This window comes from Acinetobacter halotolerans (assembly GCF_004208515.1).
Lineage (GTDB): Bacteria > Pseudomonadota > Gammaproteobacteria > Pseudomonadales > Moraxellaceae > Acinetobacter > Acinetobacter halotolerans.
Genome location: NZ_SGIM01000005.1, coordinates 207,126 through 226,082, shown reverse-complemented (window position 1 = coordinate 226,082; position 18,957 = coordinate 207,126). Strand labels below are relative to the sequence as shown.

Here is an 18,957-nt window from a genome sequence, read left to right as displayed (position 1 = left end):
TTGATTTATTGTGACGAGTGTCTATTTCTTGCACAAATAAGGCTGAAAATGTGGAATTTGATCTAATATTTGCTCTGTTTTACTCTTTTCTTGCCAATGTAAAGGCCGACAATCAATATATTCGCAATAACCCGAACCTTCATAGGTCTCTTCTTTCCAACGTAATTGATAATTAAAACTTCCGACATAGCCTGCTGCCAATCCAAACTTATAATCACCTCGACTTTGTGCTTTAAGGTGAAAAGTAACTTGATCATTTTCCTGACATTGCCAAATAAACTCTCGTGCCAAATACATCTCCCGACCATTTGGCGTTTGAACTTTAGGATAAACTCGCGTTACATCAAAAATCACTTGATCATCGTAAAGTATAATTTGTTGTTGATCGTATTGAATTTCAATCCTTGAAAAAATGATGTTATTCCATTGATTTCTTAATTCAGAAAGTATGATTTGCAGATCTGAACGAATCTGAACAATTTGATACGTGAAAAAATGAAAGGCAATAAATGGCAAATAAACTGCTCTGGCATGTTTTAGAACACCCTGAGTTTGTATTTCATATTTTTGTTTTTTATAGGTGATTTCACCTTCACATTGACATTTCGCATACCAATAGTCTGCAACGCCCCATTGCAATGCTGAATGATTTTCTATTTCAGAATGGGTATTTACTCTTAATTGGCAACTTAACTCGTCATCGACTCGCTTAAAATAATAATTTGTCGATTGAACTTGAATATCATCAATATCAAGAAATTGATAACGATCAATTTCAAATTGGCATTGTTCTTTAGCACTATAACTTTTGAGATGTCCAACTGTTGCAACACTACTACTCACCAATACAGTTGCAGTATCAATGGCCGTAGTCGTAATCGCACTTGCGTTATAGCAAATCGGAATACGGGGCTGTCCAATTAAACTAATGAAATTCAGGTAATGAAACGGCTCTGGTAAATTCGGCAGAATCAAAGCCTGATAAACGATTTTAAAAATACCTTTCGGTGGATAAAAAGTTAAAGCATCTGACTTATTGAGGTTCAGCTGCTTTAATTGATTGTTACTCATCAACATTGGCATACTGAACCTCCTGATTTTAAGTTGTTATTTTTGAGTCATTCTTTTTCGCAAATAAAGTCGTTACAAACCCTGAGAGTACATACAGGATACACACAATCAAGATACCTACTGGAATGTTGTACGTGATTGCGGCAAAAATCAAGACCACAGGTAACATCACGACAAAAGGTACACGCTTGCGATCCATTTGTTTAAATGAGTAATACTTGATATTTGAAATCATCAACAACCCAATCCCCACCATAACGACAGAGTTAACAACCTGAATCACAATATCTTTTAAATCAAAGATAAACGGATAATCTCGACCGACCCAAACCAAAGAAATCACAGTGACCGCAGCAAGTGGGCTAGCAATACCAATAAAGTACCGTTTATCCACCACGCCGATTTGCACATTGAAACGTGCCAAACGGAAGGCCGCGCATGCGGTATAGATAAAGCAACACGCTAAACCAATACGCCCCAAATCATGTAAGCTCCAGCTATACATCAAAATTGCAGGCGCAACCCCAAAAGCCAGTAAATCAGACAATGAGTCATATTGTTCACCGAAGGCACTCTGCGCACCAATCGCACGTGCCACTCGACCATCCAACCCATCAAGCAATGCAGCGAGAAAAATCGCATAGATCGCTTGATTAAAGTTTCCATTCATACTCGCAATGATTGAGTAAAAACCAGATAGAAGCGCCGCTGTTGTAATTAAGTTTGGCCATAGATAAATACCACGGCGTTTTACTTTTTGCCCTTCGTGCGTATGCTCTTCTTCTTCCACTTCAAATGTGATGCGATCGAAAGAACGCCCATCTTTATTTGAATCAGAATCAGGTTTAGGAGAATTTGTCATTATTTTCAATTCCTCGACAATATTTTGACGTTGGCGGGTTACTCACCCACCAACCAACGTACTGCGGCATGACCACCATTTTCACTCATACGCAAATGTGGAAATAACCATTGTAAAGCCTGATCAGCGTCTTCTGAGAATTTCCATGGCGGATTAATCACCAGTAAACCACAACCATTTAATCCCACTGGCGTGTCATCAGGCCATACACAAATTTCGCAAACCAATTGACGACGAATCCCTGTTTTAAACATTTTCTTTTCAAAACGGTCAATCATGGCACGATCTTTAATTGGATACCAAACTGCAAATACACCTGTTGGCCACTTGCTGTGCGCGACTTGTAAAAGTTCAACCAATTGCGGAAAGTCTTTACGTTCTAATTCGTATGGCGGATCAATCATCACCAATCCACGCTTTTCTTTTGGGGGAATAACCCCAAATAAGCCTTCATAAGCATCACGCTCATGTAAGCCCATGCGTTTATCATGAATATTGTGACGTAACTCGGCAAATACATCGCGCTGCATTTCAAATACAGTCGCTTTATCAATGTCCCGCATTGCCTGTAAAGCAAACCAAGGAGAACCAGGGTAACTTCCCTTACCTTCCTGCTCGCGTATCTTGCCAACCAATTTTAAAAACTCCTGAATGGACTCAGGTGCTTGGCGTTTTTCCATCTCACTTAATTGCACTAAACGATGAATTCCCGTGAGGAACTCACCTGATTTTTGTGATGGTGCAAGTGATAAATTATATTTACCCGCCCCACCATGGGTGTCGATATACCGATATGGTTTATCTTTAGCATTTAAACGAGTAAGCAGCTGAAGCAAAAGTACATGCTTCATAACATCGGCAAAGTTACCTGCATGGAAATGGTGACGGTAATTCATGTTGACAAATATTCCTCAATTCAAAGGATAGTTTATCATGAAAATAAAGGCTATTCTTTAACGTTGATGTGATCATCTAAAATTGTACTGTAATCAAATGAATGTTAACTGGAACTGTATGCAATTCACCTCGCTTCCTACATCTTGGAATATTGATCAAATTTTAGATGATTTAAATACGTCTGGATTTGCTTTGGTGGACAATGTATACCCGCATGAATATGTGCGAGATCTGGTTCAAGAATGTAGTTCAAATTTGGAAGCGTTTCGCGCAGCTGGCATACAAAATGGTGTAGTCAGCCATATTCGAAGTGATCACATTTTGTGGATTGATGATCAACTCCCGATTGCTCAACAGCATATCAACACCTTAGAAAACTTAGCGCAGGCATTCAATCAAGCATTTTATTTAGGGATTAAAGAAGTCGAAGCTCATTTTGCTTGTTATAACGCTGGTGAGTTTTACGCTCTGCATCGCGACAATCCCCAACAAAAGAATGATCGTATGATTTCAACGGTTTTTTATTTACACGAAAGCTGGCAAGAAGATTGGGGTGGTCAGTTACGACTCCAAGATAAAAATGATCAATGGCACATCATCCCACCTGTATCAAACCGCCTTGTCATCTTCCAAAGTGATTTATTACATGAAGTATTGCTGTCAAAGCAACAGCGCTTATCCATTACAGCGTGGCTACGGAGTAGTAATTCAATTTGGAATGGATAACCGCATAAACACGCAGACAAAGTAAGGTTGCGAAGTTTATAGAACATCAACCTTTAAATTGTGACAAATAGCCCTATATATCTAGGCATAACTGAATATTTTGGATCAATGAATGACGAATGAAACCAAAGATGTAATTGCTCGAATTGGTGAAACAGATCAACTCTATTTATCGAGTGACACCCCAGAGCTGGCTTTAGAGCGTGCCGACTTGCGCTTGCAATTGGTCATGCTGAGCCATATTCGTCAGGAACAACTCCATTTTTTACAAGAAGCTATCGTCCTGCTTGAACAGGCACGTATTGCAAACGATGAAATGCCCCTGAGCTTATATTTGAATTTATCTTTATATTTAGCCAAAGCATATATGATGTATTTTGAACTGACCAAAGAGCAGCGCTTTGCTTTAATTACCCAGCAAATTTTAAAACCTTTAGCACATAACCACCATGTGGATATTTATTTCTTTTTGGCTTATGCCTCAACCGCTAAAAAAGAAAATGCTTTAACTCAACACTGGTTGAAAAAGTATGTGTCATGCATTGACCATGATTTAGCATTGTTACAAGAGCATTCGGCGTTTAAGTTAGTGCGACAGGAAGACTGGTTTAAAGCTCTCATACGAAATAAAGCTCACTAATCATGTGAGCTTTATCTTTTGTTTTTCTAATGCGTACTATCAAGGTGTAATTGCTGATTCAGTTCATCAATGACAATCGCCCATTCATCATCTTTATCGATATGACTTTTTAAGAAGTCCCTTTGTCCTGCACTCCAAAACTCAGCTTCATGCAATTTTTGCCCAGCACTCAGTTGATGTGTCTGAACAAAACTTTCAATTGCGGCATCATCAGCACCAAGTCCTAACTGTTCAAACAATAATTCTAATGTCGGTTGTTGCTCAAACATTTTTCTTCTCCTTTAATCTTCTCCATCCAATTTAACAACAAACGAGAGGGCGTGGCAGAAAAGACTTTTATTTTCTTGTTGCTTTTTGTTTTTATCATTTTGAATGCATAAAAAAACGCCCTCAAATGAAGGCGTTCTCAAACTTATCTAAAATAGATAAATTATTTTAACATGTCAGCAATTGCTGCACGTTCATCTTCAAGTTCTTGAAGTGTGATGTTCATACGCTCGCGGCTGAATTCATCAATTTCAAGACCTTCAACACGTGTGTATTCGCCATTTTCACAAGTTACTGGCACACCGTACATTACACCTTCTGGAATACCATAAGAACCGTCAGATGGGATACCCATAGTTACCCATTTGCCGTTTGTACCCAACGCCCAGTCACGCATATGATCGATTGCAGCATTAGCAGCTGAAGCAGCTGAAGACAAACCACGTGCTTCGATGATCGCAGCACCACGTTTACCAACTGTTGGAAGGAATGTATCTTTATTCCATTCTGCATCGTTGATTTTGTCTTTTAAGCTTTCGCCATTTGCAGTTGCAAAACGGTAGTCAGCATACATTGTTGGAGAGTGGTTACCCCAAACTGTTAATTTTTCAATATCAGAAACTGCAACACCAGCTTTTTGAGCAATTTGAGTCAACGCACGGTTGTGGTCAAGACGTAGCATTGCTGTAAAGTTTTTCGCTGGAAGATCTGGAGCAGATTTCATTGCGATATAAGCATTGGTGTTTGCAGGGTTACCCACAACCAATACTTTAACATCACGGCTAGCAACTTCGTTTAGTGCTTGACCTTGACCAATGAAGATTTCACCGTTGACTTTTAACAAGTCAGCACGTTCCATACCTGGACCACGTGGACGAGAACCAACTAACAAAGCATAGTCTGCATCTTTGAATGCAACTTTAGGATCATCAGTCCCGATCATGCCTGCCAATAATGGGAAAGCACAGTCATCAAGTTCCATCATCACGCCTTTAAGCGCTTGTTGAGCTTTCTCAAAAGGAACTTCAAGCAATTGTAAAATTACAGGTTGATCTTTACCTAGCATTTCACCGCTTGCGATACGGAATAATAAGCTATAACCAATTTGACCTGCAGCGCCTGTAACGGCAACACGAACGGGTTGCTTCATGTGATATTCTCCAATGAGGTGCGTTAGCACGATTGAGTTCAGTTGTGACTCAATCGAATTATCATAAACGGCAAAGATTGTACTCTAAAGCAGCATCTTATGCATGTAAAAGAGAATGATTTCAACAAAAGTCTGATAGAAAATACAAATCAAGCGAGTAAAAAAGTTAATAACTGCCTTTAATTATGAATTCGTTTGGGCAACCCGTCACAACATGACTTGCACATTGCTTATACTGCCCATTTTTTTGATAACACACTCGAATCTCGGTCAAAATTGAATCTGATCGCGAAGACTGGCAACTAAAACGAATGCCATTTGCAGGTAATGTCGGGTTTAACTTGGTAAATTGCTGTCGAAGACTTTCTTTTTGCACGGTAATCGTATTTTGACTGGTCAAATCAGCTGGAACTTTTAAACGCTCAGCAAAGTTAATAATCGTTCTGAAATATTGACTGGCATTCATCGGTACACAGCCCCCCACACTTTGCCAAAGTTGTACGCGCTCATTTTCATTGGGCATGACACGAGCGACAACCGTTGCTTGTAAAGGTGAAAGCTTAGCAGAGGACTTGGTTTCACAGTTACGGTTTACCGGCACTTCCGGAAGTAGACTTGAAATTGTAAGCGAATATCCTTCTAGACATTTTCGTTGCTTTTGTTTTGATGAATCTAAAGCGCAAACAGCAGGCGTCATTTGTACATGCAAGATATAACCCGCAATATTCGGACTATCTGCTGCGTATAATGGCGCACCAAATGAAAAGATGAGGTAACAGATCAATGCCTGCCCAAATCTTATCAACCGCCTTTCAAGTACATCTATTGATTTCATCAAATGCCAAAACTTCATGATTTCAAATTAAACATCCGCTTGTGTTTTAAGGGGTATTTCGTACAGGAATCGCACCCATCCTTTTTTCTAAGGATTGCGGCCCTTGTCCTAACACCACCCCATAATGTGTTGCATTGGTCATGACATGTTTAACGTAGTCACGTGTTTCTAGTAATGGAATACTTTCTGTGTACTGATCAGCGGCAATGGTTTGGCCATCAGGCTGCCAGCGTCGCGCGCGATTCGGTCCTGCGTTATAACCTGCTGTTGCAAGTACGGCATTACCACTCAGCTGCCCCTGAATCATGGAAAGATAATAGGTGCCATAACGAATATTGGTATTCATTTCACTTAATGCTGCGGGGTTATAAGTTTCACCCATTTGACGCGCAATTAACTTGGCGGTATTTGGCATGATTTGCATTAAACCACCCGCACCCACATGAGAGCGTGCGGAAGTGACAAAACGACTTTCTTGACGCATAAGACCATAAGCCCAAGCTGGATCAACGCCCGCATTGTAACTATGACTGGTCACATTGCTACGATGTGGAGTGGTATAACGATAAGTGTCATTATGCTTGGACGTAGTTCGATCAGCGGCATAGATCGCTCGATCATACCACCCCATATCATGTGCTCGTTTCGCCGCTGCCAATAACAGGCCATCATCTTTTTGCAAATAAGCCTGTCGAACAGCCCAATTCCATTCTCTATTGGTATACGTCGCGGGTGCATTTACATCTCTTAATGTGAATGCTCGTTTGAAATGAATATTCTGATTGAGTCGTTGAATATCTTGCGAACTTGGCTGCTCATCGTATGGTTTATGATTATAACGTTCGCCTAAACGATCTTTGGCGAGCAAATTATGATAGTCATCACCAGCTTGAGCCAGTCTACGATAAATCTGCTGGGCTGCTTGTTTAGATGCAGCATCTGAACGTTGCTCAGACGCTCGAGCCAGCCAATATTGCCAACGATCTTCTTGTTTCTGTGTTACCGACATCGCATCGATTGCACGAATCAGACTTTCCCATGAACCGAACCGAATCGACTGACGCGCATAAATTTCCGCTTCTTCAGGACTAAACGGATAACCATAACTTTGATCGAAAGCATTCAATACGCCACGATTAAAACCATTTTTCATGACCGTGGTGCCACCCACATAACCAACCGTACGATATAAATACTGTTGCACAGCTTGTGGTGTGTCCTGAACTGCACGTGGCAGATTGGCCAATGCATTGGTTAAATCATTATCTGCAATCCGACCTATCGCATAAATGAGATAAGCATAATCCGCATCATTGCTTTTGGTCGCGCTCCACAAATACTCTAAAGGATTGGCTTGGATCTGATTCAATTGGGCTAAGGATAAGTTCAATCCTAGTGCTTGTGCAGTTGCGATTGCCTGCCCTGATTGCCCTGCACGTAACTGCCCCCACAATCGCTGTTGACGATCTTGTGGAGTCATTAATGGACTAGAAAGCATCATTCGACCTAAACCATTACATGATTCAGGCTGTGAGTTTGTGGTCAACCAAATATCTTTATATTCAGCATAAACCAAACTATCTCCAGTTTTTGCTCTGACTTGCGCGATTGCACAGCTTTCCGCTTGATCTGGATTGGTCACATAACTTAATACAGGTTTAGCTTCCGCAAAACTCGCAAGTTTTACTTTTTCCTCGACATAATCTGCCGCCAATTTTTCTGCCATCGCAGATTGCGGATAGCGTTGGGCAAAACTAATAATGGCAGATGCGGGCTGAAAACCAAGATTGGTATTTAATTTCCAATATTCAGGGTAATAACCTAATACATCATTTTGCATTTGCTCTTGAAACTGATCGAGCAAAGCAATATTGCTGGCATTGGCAGCACGTAAAGCATCATTAAATTGTGCATCTAAAGCATAGACTGATGAACATGCTAGCAAGCCACCCATTGCGATAAAACGGCGGAAGTTGTTCTTGTTATTCACTTTATTACGTTCCATCGCTATTAAATCACCTTGCTTTTTCATCGCCATCAATCAACATGCCCAATTCACCCAACTGTGATAGTGTAATAAGTCTGGCTTTCCACTATTGTTGTGTTATGTAACTTACTGATTCATATTCATTAACACTTATACATTTTTCATCATAAACTGTCTTTTTTTGTCAGTTTTTTATTCTCTGCTTTCACGCAAAAATACTGCTATAATCCGCGGTTTGTTCAAATTCACCTTGTTCGGGAGCCTGCATGACGGTTCAAACATTCATTCCAAGTGCTTTAAAAGCTGCCTCAGAAAACACTGTTACCCAGCCATTGCACACCACTGATGTTTCGATTAAAAAACTCTATATCGAAACGCAAGGGTGTCAGATGAATGAGTATGACAGTCATCGTATGGCAGATTTACTCGGTGATTCGCATGGTTATGTGCTGACCACCGATCCCAAAGAAGCCGACATTTTACTGATGAACACTTGTTCTATTCGTGAAAAAGCCCAAGAAAAGGTTTTTAGCGGATTGGGCCGCTGGCGCAAACTTAAAGAACAAAATCCAGATTTGGTGATTGGCGTAGGCGGTTGTGTTGCCTCACAAGAAGGCGACAACATTCAGAAACGTGCGCCTTACGTCGATATGGTTTTTGGTCCACAGACCCTACACCGTTTACCGCAAATGCTAGATCAGCATCAAGCTCAAATCGAAAAACCGAAGAAAGAAAAAATTAAACTTGTTGATATTTCTTTCCCTGATATTGAAAAGTTCGACTTTCTACCAGAACCACGCGTGGAAGGCTTTAAAGCTTTCGTATCGATCATGGAAGGTTGTTCTAAATACTGTTCATTCTGTGTCGTTCCCTATACTCGTGGTGAAGAAGTTTCTCGCCCATTGGATGATGTCTTGGCGGAAATTGCAGGACTCGCAGAAAAAGGTGTACGTGAGATCAGCTTACTTGGTCAAAACGTCAATGGTTATCGCGGTGAAACCTTTGAGGGCGGGATCTGTACTTTCCCAGAGTTACTACGCTTAGTTGCAGAAATCCCTGGAATTGGACGTTTGCGCTATACCACCTCTCATCCACTTGAATTTTCTGATGAACTGATTCAATGCTACCGTGACTTACCACAAATGGTGTCGCATTTGCATTTACCCGTACAAAGCGGTTCAAACGATGTACTCCAAGCAATGAAACGTAATCACACCATTGATGTGTATATTGATAAAATCGCCAAACTCCGTAAAGTCCGTCCAGATATGCACTTATCCAGTGACTTTATTATTGGTTTCCCGGGTGAAACTGATGCGCACTTTGCTGAAACATTACAGTTTATTAAAGACTTAGATTTTGACCATTCTTATAGTTTTGTGTATTCAAAACGTCCAGGCACACCTGCTTCTGACCTCGCTGATGACACACCTGATCAAGTGAAAAAAGATCGTTTAGCACAAGTACAGCAAGTGATTAAAAAATCGAGCATAGATAAAACTGATGCCATGCTCGGTAAAATCGAACGTGTGCTGATTGAAAAAGTATCTGATAAGGACCCGAATGTATTGATGGGTACGGCTGACAACACTCGTTTGGTTGCCTTTATCGGTGATGCTACTTGGGTTGGACGTTTCGCAGAAATTGAGATTACTGAAATTAAAACTTTAAATTTAGTTTATGGCGAACTCTTGAATCTTGAACCTGACGTGGCGTAATGTAGAGGTATTCTCATAAGTCAATAAGAGGGTTTCTCTTGACTGCAGCGATTCGACGTACAGTAACGTTCCCTGAGATTTCAATGGAACGCTTAAAAAGCATGCTCGGTGCGTATAACGGGCATTTAAAACAAATCGAACAACGTTTAGATGTCAAAATTACTCACCGAGGCGATGCCTTCTACCTCGACGGTGAGATTGAAACGGTCGAACGAGCCGAAGCATTATTGCAGCGGCTCTATGCGGAGTCTGAAACATCACAACAAGTCAGTGCTGACTTACTCCATCTTATGATCCAATCCTCCCAAACCGACCGAGACTTCGAATTGGTCGGTGAAGGAGTAGATCAAGAGGAAACCCCCTTAGATGTCTATTTTCAGACTCGTAAAGGCCGAATTAATCCTCGCGGCACAAACCAAAAACGCTATGTGCAACGTATTCTACAAAGTGATATTTCATTTGGTATCGGTCCAGCTGGTACAGGTAAAACCTACCTAGCAGTTGCTGCTGCTGTCGATATGCTAGAACGTAATGAAATCCAACGCATCTTGTTGGTTCGCCCTGCCGTTGAAGCCGGGGAGAAACTTGGTTTTTTACCTGGTGATTTAACCCAAAAAATTGATCCATATTTACGTCCACTTTATGACGCCTTATATGAAATGCTTGGCTTCGAGAAAGTTGCCAAACTGATCGAGCGTCAAGTGATTGAGGTTGCCCCCCTTGCTTATATGCGTGGTCGTACCTTAAATCACTCTTTTGTGATTTTAGATGAAGCGCAAAACACCACGCCTGAACAAATGAAGATGTTCCTCACTCGTTTAGGCTTTGGTTCTCGTGCTGTAATTACGGGTGATGTCACGCAAGTCGATTTGCCGCGTGGTCAGCAATCTGGTTTAGCACAAGCTTTGCGTGTCCTTGAAAATGTACATGAAATCCATATCACACGTTTCCACTCTCGTGATGTGGTCCGTCATCAATTGGTACAGAAGATTGTTGAAGCTTACGAAGGTTGGGATAGCGAACAGCAACGATTGTCCGCTGAAGCACGTGCCGAACGTAAGGCCAAACAAGAAGCACTGATTGCAGAGAATGACTCCGCAGCAGATGCACAACACATTTAAGAAAAACCTCACCCCTACTTTTTAACAGTGGGGGTGAGGACGATTAATTAAGGATCTATTTTGAAAATCAATTTAAGTCTTCAACAAGACTTTCAAACGGCTGAACTACCACTAAAACGTGGTCAAATCAAAAAACAGCTCGAAACAGCATTACGCCATGTCGGTTTCGAGGTTGACTGTGAAATAGGCATTGCTTGTGTTGATATTGCTGAAAGCCATGAGCTGAATTTGCAATATCGTGAAAAAGACAAACCAACCAATGTACTGTCCTTTCCAAGTGATATCCCAGAAGAAATGCTTAACCTACTGGATGCAGAGCCTCTAGGCGATTTGGTCATTTGTATTCCAGTAGTTTTACAAGAAGCCACTGAGCAACAAAAAACACCGAATCAACATTTCACTCACCTACTGGTTCATGGTGTTTTGCATTTATTGGGCTACGATCACGAAACCAATGAAACAGATGCTGAAGAAATGGAAGCTTTGGAAATCGCGATTCTTAAAAAGCTCGGGGTTGCGAATCCATACCAAGCCGATGAGATCTGAGTAAAGCACCCATGTATATCGTCATTTTTAAAGCCACAATTAAACAACTTGATGCAACTTATTCAGAAATGGCGCAAAAGCTAAGAAATAAAGCTTTAACGAAATTTAACTGTATAAAGTTTGAAGCATGTAGTGAAAATGGCTTTGAAATTGCGCTGTCATACTGGAATTGCTTGGAAGATATAAAGCTCTGGCAACAAGATGCAGAACATCAAGTTGCTCAGCATCTAGGTAAAGAAAAATGGTATCAAAGCTTTAGTGTTGAGATCTGCAAAGTAGAGCGCTCCTATTCAGCCTAAAATAGACTGTGGATAATAAACAACTTATCCACATGCTCTATAAAAAACGGCTGAATTCAGCCGTTTTTATTTATTAAACTTTTAGAATTGATAACGGAAAGTCAATGTTGCATTTCGTGGTGCGCCATAATTCATACGATTTTCACCAATTCCATCAAAATATTCTTTATCCAATAAATTATCCAAGTTCAGTTGCACACTGATATTTTGATCAACTTTATAACCTAACATCGCACTCAGCAAGAAAACTTCATCTTGCTCAATTAAAGTTGCTCCAGTCCCTGTATAGGTTTTACCACGATAATTTACCCCGACACCCGTATTCCACTGATCACGTTTGTATTTAACGAATAAATTAGATGTTGTGCGGGCGCTTGTCGTAGCGACTTTCTGATCTTTACCATCTTTTGCTTCAAAGTTCGCGATGCCAAAGTTGATTGCCCAATTGTCATTGATCTCCCCATCAACTTCGAGCTCAACCCCTTTACTTACAACACCATCAACCCCACGATAGGCTTGCTCAGAAGTATTTATACCTTGCGCATTCTTAACGAACTTACCTGAAATTGCTTCAGCAAAATTGGTTTGTTCAATTCTAAATATAGATAGAGCTGTATTTAAATGACCACCAAACCATTCACTTTTGATTCCTGTTTCATAATTCCGTCCAATGATTGGGTCTAAATAGTTCCCATTTTCTTCGCGACGATTTTGAGGCGTGAAAATATCGGTATAACTTGCATAAAGAGAATGATCTTGAGCGAAGTCATAAATGACACCAAAATATGGCGTGATTTGATCATTAAATTGTCGATTACCTTTATGATCTTCCGATTTATATTCCCAGTTCGTCAATCTTGCCCCTGCCACAATCTTTAATGGATCAAGAACTTGGAATTTACCTGCAATGTAATATCCTGTTTGCGTGGTTTCATTTCCAGCCAATTTCTTGGGGTTAGTAATAGGCGTTAACAATTGAGTATTCATATTAGAAAAATCTAAATGTTCCCATTGATCAATATCCAAATCATTGGTTCCTTCATCTTTTCCCTGAATCGTTCCATAACGGCTATAAACCAATTCATTTTTATTCCATGAACCGCCCAATATAATTTCTTGCTTACGATTGGCAATGGTGAAAGGTGCTGATATATACATATCTAAGTTATTTTCTTCATACCGCTTATCTGAAGTATATACAGACACAGCCCCTAAGCTTTTATTTGTTTCTTTATCGACTTTACCTGCGACATAGAGCAGAGCTGATTGGTTATCGTTTTGCTGGTATGAATAAGCAATATTTAAAGCAACATCATTAAAAAGGTTCTGTTTCAAGTTAGCAAAAACCGCTTTCGTATCAACGTTCCAATAAGTCCAATCCGAACTTACAGTCAAAGAACGATCAAATTTGGTTCTTGTTCCATCATTATAAAAAGCTGGCAATCCTCCCCAACGGATTCCATCGCGCTTTAATTCCTGATAGGTTGCAGCCAATGATAAATTTGTTTTATCAGTCACATCGTAATCAATTACACCATAAACAATATTTCGCTCTCTTGAATAGTAGTCCATAAAGGAATCTTCATCTGAATGTTTCACATAAATGCGACCACGTAATGAACCATCTGCATTTAATGAATTCGAAAGATCCGCCGAACTCGTATAATTATTCCATGATCCAACAGCTGCATTCACATTGCCTGTAAACTCTGTGGCATTCGCTCGTTTACGCACCATATTTACCCCCATTGAAGGGTTGCCTGCGCCAGAGTTAAGTCCATTTGCTCCTTTTACCACCTCAACACGATCATAAATTCCCAAATCTAAATCACCTTCTGCAAGTGATGATGTGCTTGGCATCCCATCAATTAAGTGATAATCCAACTGAAAACCTCGAGCAAAATAACTTTGACGTTCATCTGTTCGAGAAACTGTTACTCCTGTTACATTACTCATTAACTCTTGAAACGACTCAATATTTCGATCATCTAAATACTCCCTAGTATATATCTTCACTGCTTGTGGCGTTTCTCGTAAAGACATATTCAGTTTAGTCGCTGTATTGGAACTTTTTGCTGTATAACTTCCCGTGCCTTCAGTGGTCGCATCATTATTTTCTTTAGCTTTTACTGTAATCGTTGGCAATTGTGTACTTTCAATATTTGACTCAGCAGAAGCCAATGATGGTAAAAATATCGCGGCCATCACCAGTCCAAGTGGATGGGCTTTAAATAAGTTCAACTCAGAAACATGTTGCATGCAAAAATATCCTTTTCACAAAATTTAGAGCATTAGGGAACATACACCTCTCTCCCCCGAAACTTTAAAGAAGGATGTATAGATGCTCTAAAGGAGAATTAAAAAATAACAAGGCAAATGATAATCGTTTTTATTATCAATTCAAGAATTATAATGAAGAATTGCTGTATGGCTATTAAGCTTGGGTTAAAAATAGAGAATATTTTAAAGCTAACCTATTTATTTTAATTCATATTTTCCCACACCGACTTCAAAGTACATTCAGTTAAATCAATGCACTTCAAATTCCGCATCTACTGGATCAAATCGCCATGTTCGAATGATACGTAATTCTGAAATCTCTTTCATACTGGCATCAAATGCACCAAATGGCGCTCCGCGACGAACCGAGGCTCGCGCAGCTTCATCCAAAATCGGGTGTCCAGAACTTTCAATTAAACGGATGGCACGAATACCACCCTGTGCATTTAAAATCACCATTAAGCGAACTTCACCCGCTAAACGCTGTTGCTTCGCCGCATCTGGATAATAGCGATTGCCGTACAATTCTACCTTTTGACGGAACTTATCCAAATAAGCCGCTGATGCATCTTGTTTGGCCTGAATACCATCAACGGTTTTAATACGTTGTTTACGGCTGAAATTTTGTTGTCGTTGTAAATATTGCGCTTCTAAGCTTGCCACCATCGCCGCTTTTGCTTGGAACTGACTTTGCAATTCTTCTAAAGCTTTTTTACGCTCACTTTGCTCTGCTTGTTTTTGCCAACTGAGCACTGTCATAAGCACTTTTTCTTCAAATTTTAGCTCTCGCTTCTGTTGAATCGTCTCTAAACTTTCAAGCTCAGCCTCCCCTGCTGTCGCATCGGCTTGCATTGGCGATGGCATATCACTCGACATACGGTGTGCTTTGTGGAAATCACCTGAACCGGTTTGATCAACTTGCGCTAAAAAATCTGCATCTTTGACTTTTTCTTGACTTAAACGAACCGAAACCGCGATTTCTTTGGTTGAAGTATCCGATGGAGATGGCATCGCAAACTGAGTCACCAGTACACCACCATGTAACAGCATCGCTAAAGCAACAGCCCCAACGAAAATTGGATCTTGCCACCAATGATGAGACAACTCAGTACGAAAATTTATTTTATTCCACATGGTATTTAAGCGACAAAAAGTCGCATCCCCAACGGCACTCACCGTATAAAAACCAAACCAATATTCAAAAGTTAAGAAAAATGTGATCCACTTATGGTTGCAGTGTTTCCATACCTTCATTTTATGAAAATGTAGCAATTAATTTTGCTACACTGCAAGCTACAAATTTAATTTTATTTTTTAGTTAATAAAAGATGGCGAATAAACCATTCACTTTCTGGAACAACTTTTATGCAAACGCTACTCTCATCCGTCGTTAAACGTCTACGTAAAGTTTACCAAAAAGCCGAAGAATTCATTGAAGAAGAAAGAGAATTTCCACTCTCACAAGTATTTGTAAATGCAACAATGGAACGTTATGTCACAGACAATGTAGAGATCATGCAAGACCTACATGCGGATCTGTATGATGGCTGGCTACGTTTATACACCACGTTGGATGTCAAAGGTTTACACACTACCCTTTCTGTAGACTTAAAACTCATACAGATGGAAATGAACCAAAATGTGCAATTGATGGTATTTGAGCAAATTAGTAATACCCAAGTCATCGAAGCAAAGTTCAAAAATATTTTCCAGAAATGGGGTTTTTATGTTGCCATTTGGTATTACCAAAAATTCAAAGAAGAAGATCCTCTAGGCAAAATTTTAGAGCATTTTGAAATCGTGACCGTCAAAGATGATTTACTTTATCTTGATTTAAATCGCTGGTTTGGCAAAAAACCAAGCATTATTGAAACCTTGAGTAAGGTTCACGTAAACCGCGCTAGAGTACGTCCCGCTGAACTGATTGTGTGGGGCAATGTTAACCTTGCTGCCATCTTATATCCATCTGATGATGATCGCTTTGATGAATATGATATTGAAGACACGACAATCACGCCAATCCAGCAAAAAAACCTGAAGAAGAAATAAGACTCAATCGAAATCAGGCAAGTAACGCAGTCGTTCTTGCCATTGGTAAAACATATATCACTATGATTTATACGAAAATTAACAAGTGCTGAGCAAAAAACCTGATTTTTTCTTCACAATCTACAGGCATAATAATTATAAATCCTCCTGATAAGCGAGTGATGTATCAGGTATTCACTCAAAGGACATCGTATTATGACAAAGAAATTATCGAAAGTTCTTGGTATCACTACCGCAAGCTCAGCTGCAATCTTATGTGCAAGTTTATCGAGTCATGCATTGGCGATGACACCCTTCCAAGCGAGCTATCAATTTAGCTACAACAATAAAAATCTAGGCTCAGCCACTCGTACCCTATCTCAACAAGGTAATAACTGGACCTATCAATTTACAGCGAAAGCGGGTGGTATTGCGTCAGCGTCTGAAACCAGTCAGTTTGGTTTTGTCGACAATAAAATTATTTCTCAGAAATTTAATCGCAGCAGCAAAATTTTAATCCACAATAATACAATGAGTATTAATTTCAACCCCAACAGCAAAGTCATCAATACCAAAAAAGATGATAAATCTCGCTCATTTGCATGGCAAGCAGGCGCATTAGATGAACTCAATGCTGAACTGCAAATCCGTGAAGATTTGAAAAATAATACACTTAGAACCAAATACCAAATTGCCGATGCAAAAGCATTGGATGATCGTCGCTTTGTGAAACAAGGAACCGAAACAATCAAGACCAATTACGGTACTTTTAATACGATAAAAGTCGTAATGCAACACGACAAGCCTGAACGTAATACGGTATTTTGGTTGGCGCCAAAACTTGATTACCTGCCAGTGAAAATGGCCCACAATGATGGAAAATCCTCATATGGACTCTTGTTAACTGGTTATTCAGGTAAAACCAATTAATCACGAGAATCGCCTGCAGCCAAATGTCAGACATCCCAAACTTATGTGAAATATCAATAAACCTTATAATTTTGGCTTGCAATTTTTTCGATGCTTTCTAAAATATGCCTTTGCTTGAAAAAGCATCCGTTTTAGAGGATTCTCCCGTGTACGCTTTAGAACAGAAAATCTTAAATGAAGGTATCGTTCTATCTGATCAAGTCTTGAAAGTAGATGCTTTCTTAAATCACCAAATCGACCCTGTACTTATGCAGTTGATTGGTAAAGAGTTTGCAGCTCGCTTTAAAGACGCAGGTATTACCAAAATTATTACCATCGAAGCATCTGGGATTGCACCTGCGATCATGGCAGGTCTAGAACTTGGTGTGCCAGTGATTTTCGCTCGTAAATACCAGTCATTAACGCTTAAAGATGATCTTTACCGTTCTAAAGTGTATTCATTTACCAAACAGACTGAAAGTACCATTGCGATTTCAAACAAGCACATTAACTCAAGTGATAAAGCACTGGTAATTGATGACTTCTTAGCAAATGGTCAAGCAGCTTTGGGCTTAATTGATTTAATTCATCAAGCCAATGCTGAAGTAGTTGGTGTTGGTATCGTGATTGAAAAATCATTCCAAGTCGGACGTCAATTATTGCTTGAAAAAGGCTATCGCGTTGAATCTTTGGCTCGAGTTAAATCATTAGTCGATGGCAAAGTAACTTTTGTGACCGAATAAGATTCAATATCTAGAAAAAGCGGATGATCACTCATCCGCTTTTTTATTTAGCAACAGTCCCAGTTATAGAGGACTTTAGAAAAATCTCTTTTCTTTAAATCTTCTGGGTGAATAAAGAAATTACCGACACCAGAATCCCCCCACATAATATCGTTTTCGGCATCATCCGTATCCAATTGAAATAGCAAAATATAGTCTTGAATATTTTCCTTATAGCCACGTGGATCGCTTTGCGTAAAAAATGGATAGCCACCTAATCGATGCCCTGTTGAAGCAAAGGTTTCACTGTATGACTCATAAACTTCATCTTCATCAATTCCAATATTAAACCCATCATCTTGAGCACTGATTGGCTGGGATGTTAAAGTGAATTCAATCGAATACTGTCCAGTAAAAGGCAAATAAGCATCTTCATCAAATTCAAGCTCGGAAAAATCCTGTTTTAAGTGTGTTGCATCTTCAATAATCTGATCAAAATATAAAACTTTAAAGCCTGATTGCTGCTGTTGGTCATCAAAATTCATCCCATATAAATCATCGGCAGCGATATAAAACTGCAAAATCCCCTTGTCTGGGAAATTAGGTAAATTTGGAATTTCAGCAAAATTGAACTGCGCCAATAAAACTAATGGATTGCCATCCGAATCGACAGGATAAGTGACGTCTAGCGGTAAATAAGGCTGCCCACCAATCTTACTTTGCCATAAAGTTAAATCATCACTTGGTGTTAGCTGCATGGAGACAGTCGGCAGCATAGTTGCTGAAATTTTTTCTAAATATGGATGCAAAGTACTCGGTAAATTCTCAGGTTGAAGTTTCATTTTGTTGATTATCCATGTCGCTATTTATAGAACTTAATATAAAACAAGCAGCTAAAT

The 18,957-nt window shown here is 39.7% G+C and carries 19 protein-coding genes; 9 read left to right on the top strand and 10 right to left on the bottom strand.

Annotation, left to right across the window (positions count from 1 at the left end):
• Positions 1 to 21: 21 nt before the first annotated feature.
• The 3 genes from EXE30_RS08380 to EXE30_RS08370 are packed head-to-tail and all read right to left on the bottom strand — an operon-like array spanning position 22 to position 2,829.
• Complete coding sequence (locus tag EXE30_RS08380) at positions 22 to 1,083, bottom strand: DUF6670 family protein (protein WP_121929701.1); 1,062 nt, start codon at positions 1,081 to 1,083, stop codon at positions 22 to 24.
• A gap of 16 nt (positions 1,084 to 1,099) precedes the next feature.
• The gene (gene pssA, locus EXE30_RS08375) at positions 1,100 to 1,933 is read right to left on the bottom strand and encodes a CDP-diacylglycerol--serine O-phosphatidyltransferase (protein WP_121929702.1); all 834 of its coding nucleotides are present in this window, start codon (positions 1,931 to 1,933) and stop codon (positions 1,100 to 1,102) included.
• Between the two features lie 38 nt (positions 1,934 to 1,971).
• Positions 1,972 to 2,829, bottom strand: a complete 858-nt coding sequence (locus tag EXE30_RS08370; protein ID WP_004668641.1) for a 23S rRNA (adenine(2030)-N(6))-methyltransferase RlmJ — start codon at positions 2,827 to 2,829, stop codon at positions 1,972 to 1,974.
• 118 nt (positions 2,830 to 2,947) lie between these two features.
• On the opposite strand from EXE30_RS08370, the gene EXE30_RS08365 reads away from it, so the two are divergent.
• A complete protein-coding gene (locus tag EXE30_RS08365; RefSeq protein ID WP_130162000.1) occupies positions 2,948 to 3,556 on the top strand; it encodes a 2OG-Fe(II) oxygenase in 609 nt (202 codons plus the stop codon).
• Between the two features lie 112 nt (positions 3,557 to 3,668).
• The gene (locus EXE30_RS08360) at positions 3,669 to 4,196 is read left to right on the top strand and encodes a hypothetical protein (protein WP_130161999.1); all 528 of its coding nucleotides are present in this window, start codon (positions 3,669 to 3,671) and stop codon (positions 4,194 to 4,196) included.
• A 26-nt stretch (positions 4,197 to 4,222) separates the two neighbouring features.
• Here the strand turns inward: EXE30_RS08360 and EXE30_RS08355 are convergent, their stop codons facing one another.
• The 4 genes from EXE30_RS08355 to EXE30_RS08340 form a co-directional block, all read right to left on the bottom strand.
• Entirely contained in the window at positions 4,223 to 4,465 is a 243-nt protein-coding gene (locus tag EXE30_RS08355; protein WP_121929706.1) for a DUF2789 family protein, read from the bottom strand.
• 161 nt (positions 4,466 to 4,626) lie between these two features.
• Positions 4,627 to 5,613, bottom strand: coding sequence for a malate dehydrogenase (locus EXE30_RS08350; RefSeq protein WP_004668635.1), 987 nt, complete (start codon positions 5,611 to 5,613; stop codon positions 4,627 to 4,629).
• Positions 5,614 to 5,779: 166 nt separating this feature from the next.
• On the bottom strand, positions 5,780 to 6,448 hold the full coding sequence (locus EXE30_RS08345; RefSeq protein WP_130161998.1) for a ribonuclease T2 family protein: 669 nt from the start codon (positions 6,446 to 6,448) through the stop codon (positions 5,780 to 5,782).
• Positions 6,449 to 6,494: 46 nt separating this feature from the next.
• Complete coding sequence (locus EXE30_RS08340; protein ID WP_165382390.1) at positions 6,495 to 8,453, bottom strand: lytic transglycosylase domain-containing protein; 1,959 nt, start codon at positions 8,451 to 8,453, stop codon at positions 6,495 to 6,497.
• A gap of 248 nt (positions 8,454 to 8,701) precedes the next feature.
• Between EXE30_RS08340 and miaB the strand changes: the two genes are divergently transcribed.
• From miaB to EXE30_RS08320, 4 genes are read left to right on the top strand one after another with little or no spacing between them, the layout of a single operon-like run.
• Entirely contained in the window at positions 8,702 to 10,153 is a 1,452-nt protein-coding gene (gene miaB, locus EXE30_RS08335; protein ID WP_130161996.1) for a tRNA (N6-isopentenyl adenosine(37)-C2)-methylthiotransferase MiaB, read from the top strand.
• A 38-nt stretch (positions 10,154 to 10,191) separates the two neighbouring features.
• Positions 10,192 to 11,274 (top strand): PhoH family protein, encoded by a 1,083-nt coding sequence (locus EXE30_RS08330; RefSeq protein ID WP_121929710.1) that lies wholly within the window; start codon positions 10,192 to 10,194, stop codon positions 11,272 to 11,274.
• Positions 11,275 to 11,334: 60 nt separating this feature from the next.
• Positions 11,335 to 11,820, top strand: a complete 486-nt coding sequence (ybeY, locus tag EXE30_RS08325) for an rRNA maturation RNase YbeY (protein WP_130161995.1) — start codon at positions 11,335 to 11,337, stop codon at positions 11,818 to 11,820.
• An 11-nt stretch (positions 11,821 to 11,831) separates the two neighbouring features.
• The gene (locus EXE30_RS08320) at positions 11,832 to 12,119 is read left to right on the top strand and encodes an antibiotic biosynthesis monooxygenase family protein (protein WP_130161994.1); all 288 of its coding nucleotides are present in this window, start codon (positions 11,832 to 11,834) and stop codon (positions 12,117 to 12,119) included.
• An 81-nt stretch (positions 12,120 to 12,200) separates the two neighbouring features.
• On the opposite strand, the gene EXE30_RS08315 is transcribed toward EXE30_RS08320, so the two are convergent.
• Entirely contained in the window at positions 12,201 to 14,378 is a 2,178-nt protein-coding gene (locus EXE30_RS08315) for a TonB-dependent siderophore receptor (protein WP_130161993.1), read from the bottom strand.
• Between the two features lie 270 nt (positions 14,379 to 14,648).
• The gene (locus EXE30_RS08310) at positions 14,649 to 15,533 is read right to left on the bottom strand and encodes an energy transducer TonB (RefSeq protein ID WP_130162002.1); all 885 of its coding nucleotides are present in this window, start codon (positions 15,531 to 15,533) and stop codon (positions 14,649 to 14,651) included.
• Positions 15,534 to 15,764: 231 nt separating this feature from the next.
• On the opposite strand from EXE30_RS08310, the gene EXE30_RS08305 reads away from it, so the two are divergent.
• The 3 genes from EXE30_RS08305 to EXE30_RS08295 all read left to right on the top strand — a co-directional run bounded on the left by EXE30_RS08305 (position 15,765) and on the right by EXE30_RS08295 (position 18,079).
• Positions 15,765 to 16,448 (top strand): hypothetical protein, encoded by a 684-nt coding sequence (locus EXE30_RS08305; RefSeq protein ID WP_130161992.1) that lies wholly within the window; start codon positions 15,765 to 15,767, stop codon positions 16,446 to 16,448.
• A gap of 195 nt (positions 16,449 to 16,643) precedes the next feature.
• Positions 16,644 to 17,357: a DUF3108 domain-containing protein gene (locus EXE30_RS08300; RefSeq protein WP_130161991.1), complete on the top strand. Its 714-nt coding sequence runs from the start codon at positions 16,644 to 16,646 to the stop codon at positions 17,355 to 17,357.
• A 146-nt stretch (positions 17,358 to 17,503) separates the two neighbouring features.
• A complete protein-coding gene (locus EXE30_RS08295) occupies positions 17,504 to 18,079 on the top strand; it encodes a xanthine phosphoribosyltransferase (RefSeq protein WP_130161990.1) in 576 nt (191 codons plus the stop codon).
• 47 nt (positions 18,080 to 18,126) lie between these two features.
• Here EXE30_RS08295 and EXE30_RS08290 read toward each other — a convergent pair whose 3' ends face one another.
• Complete coding sequence (locus EXE30_RS08290; RefSeq protein ID WP_130161989.1) at positions 18,127 to 18,900, bottom strand: YwqG family protein; 774 nt, start codon at positions 18,898 to 18,900, stop codon at positions 18,127 to 18,129.
• Positions 18,901 to 18,957: the final 57 nt, after the last annotated feature.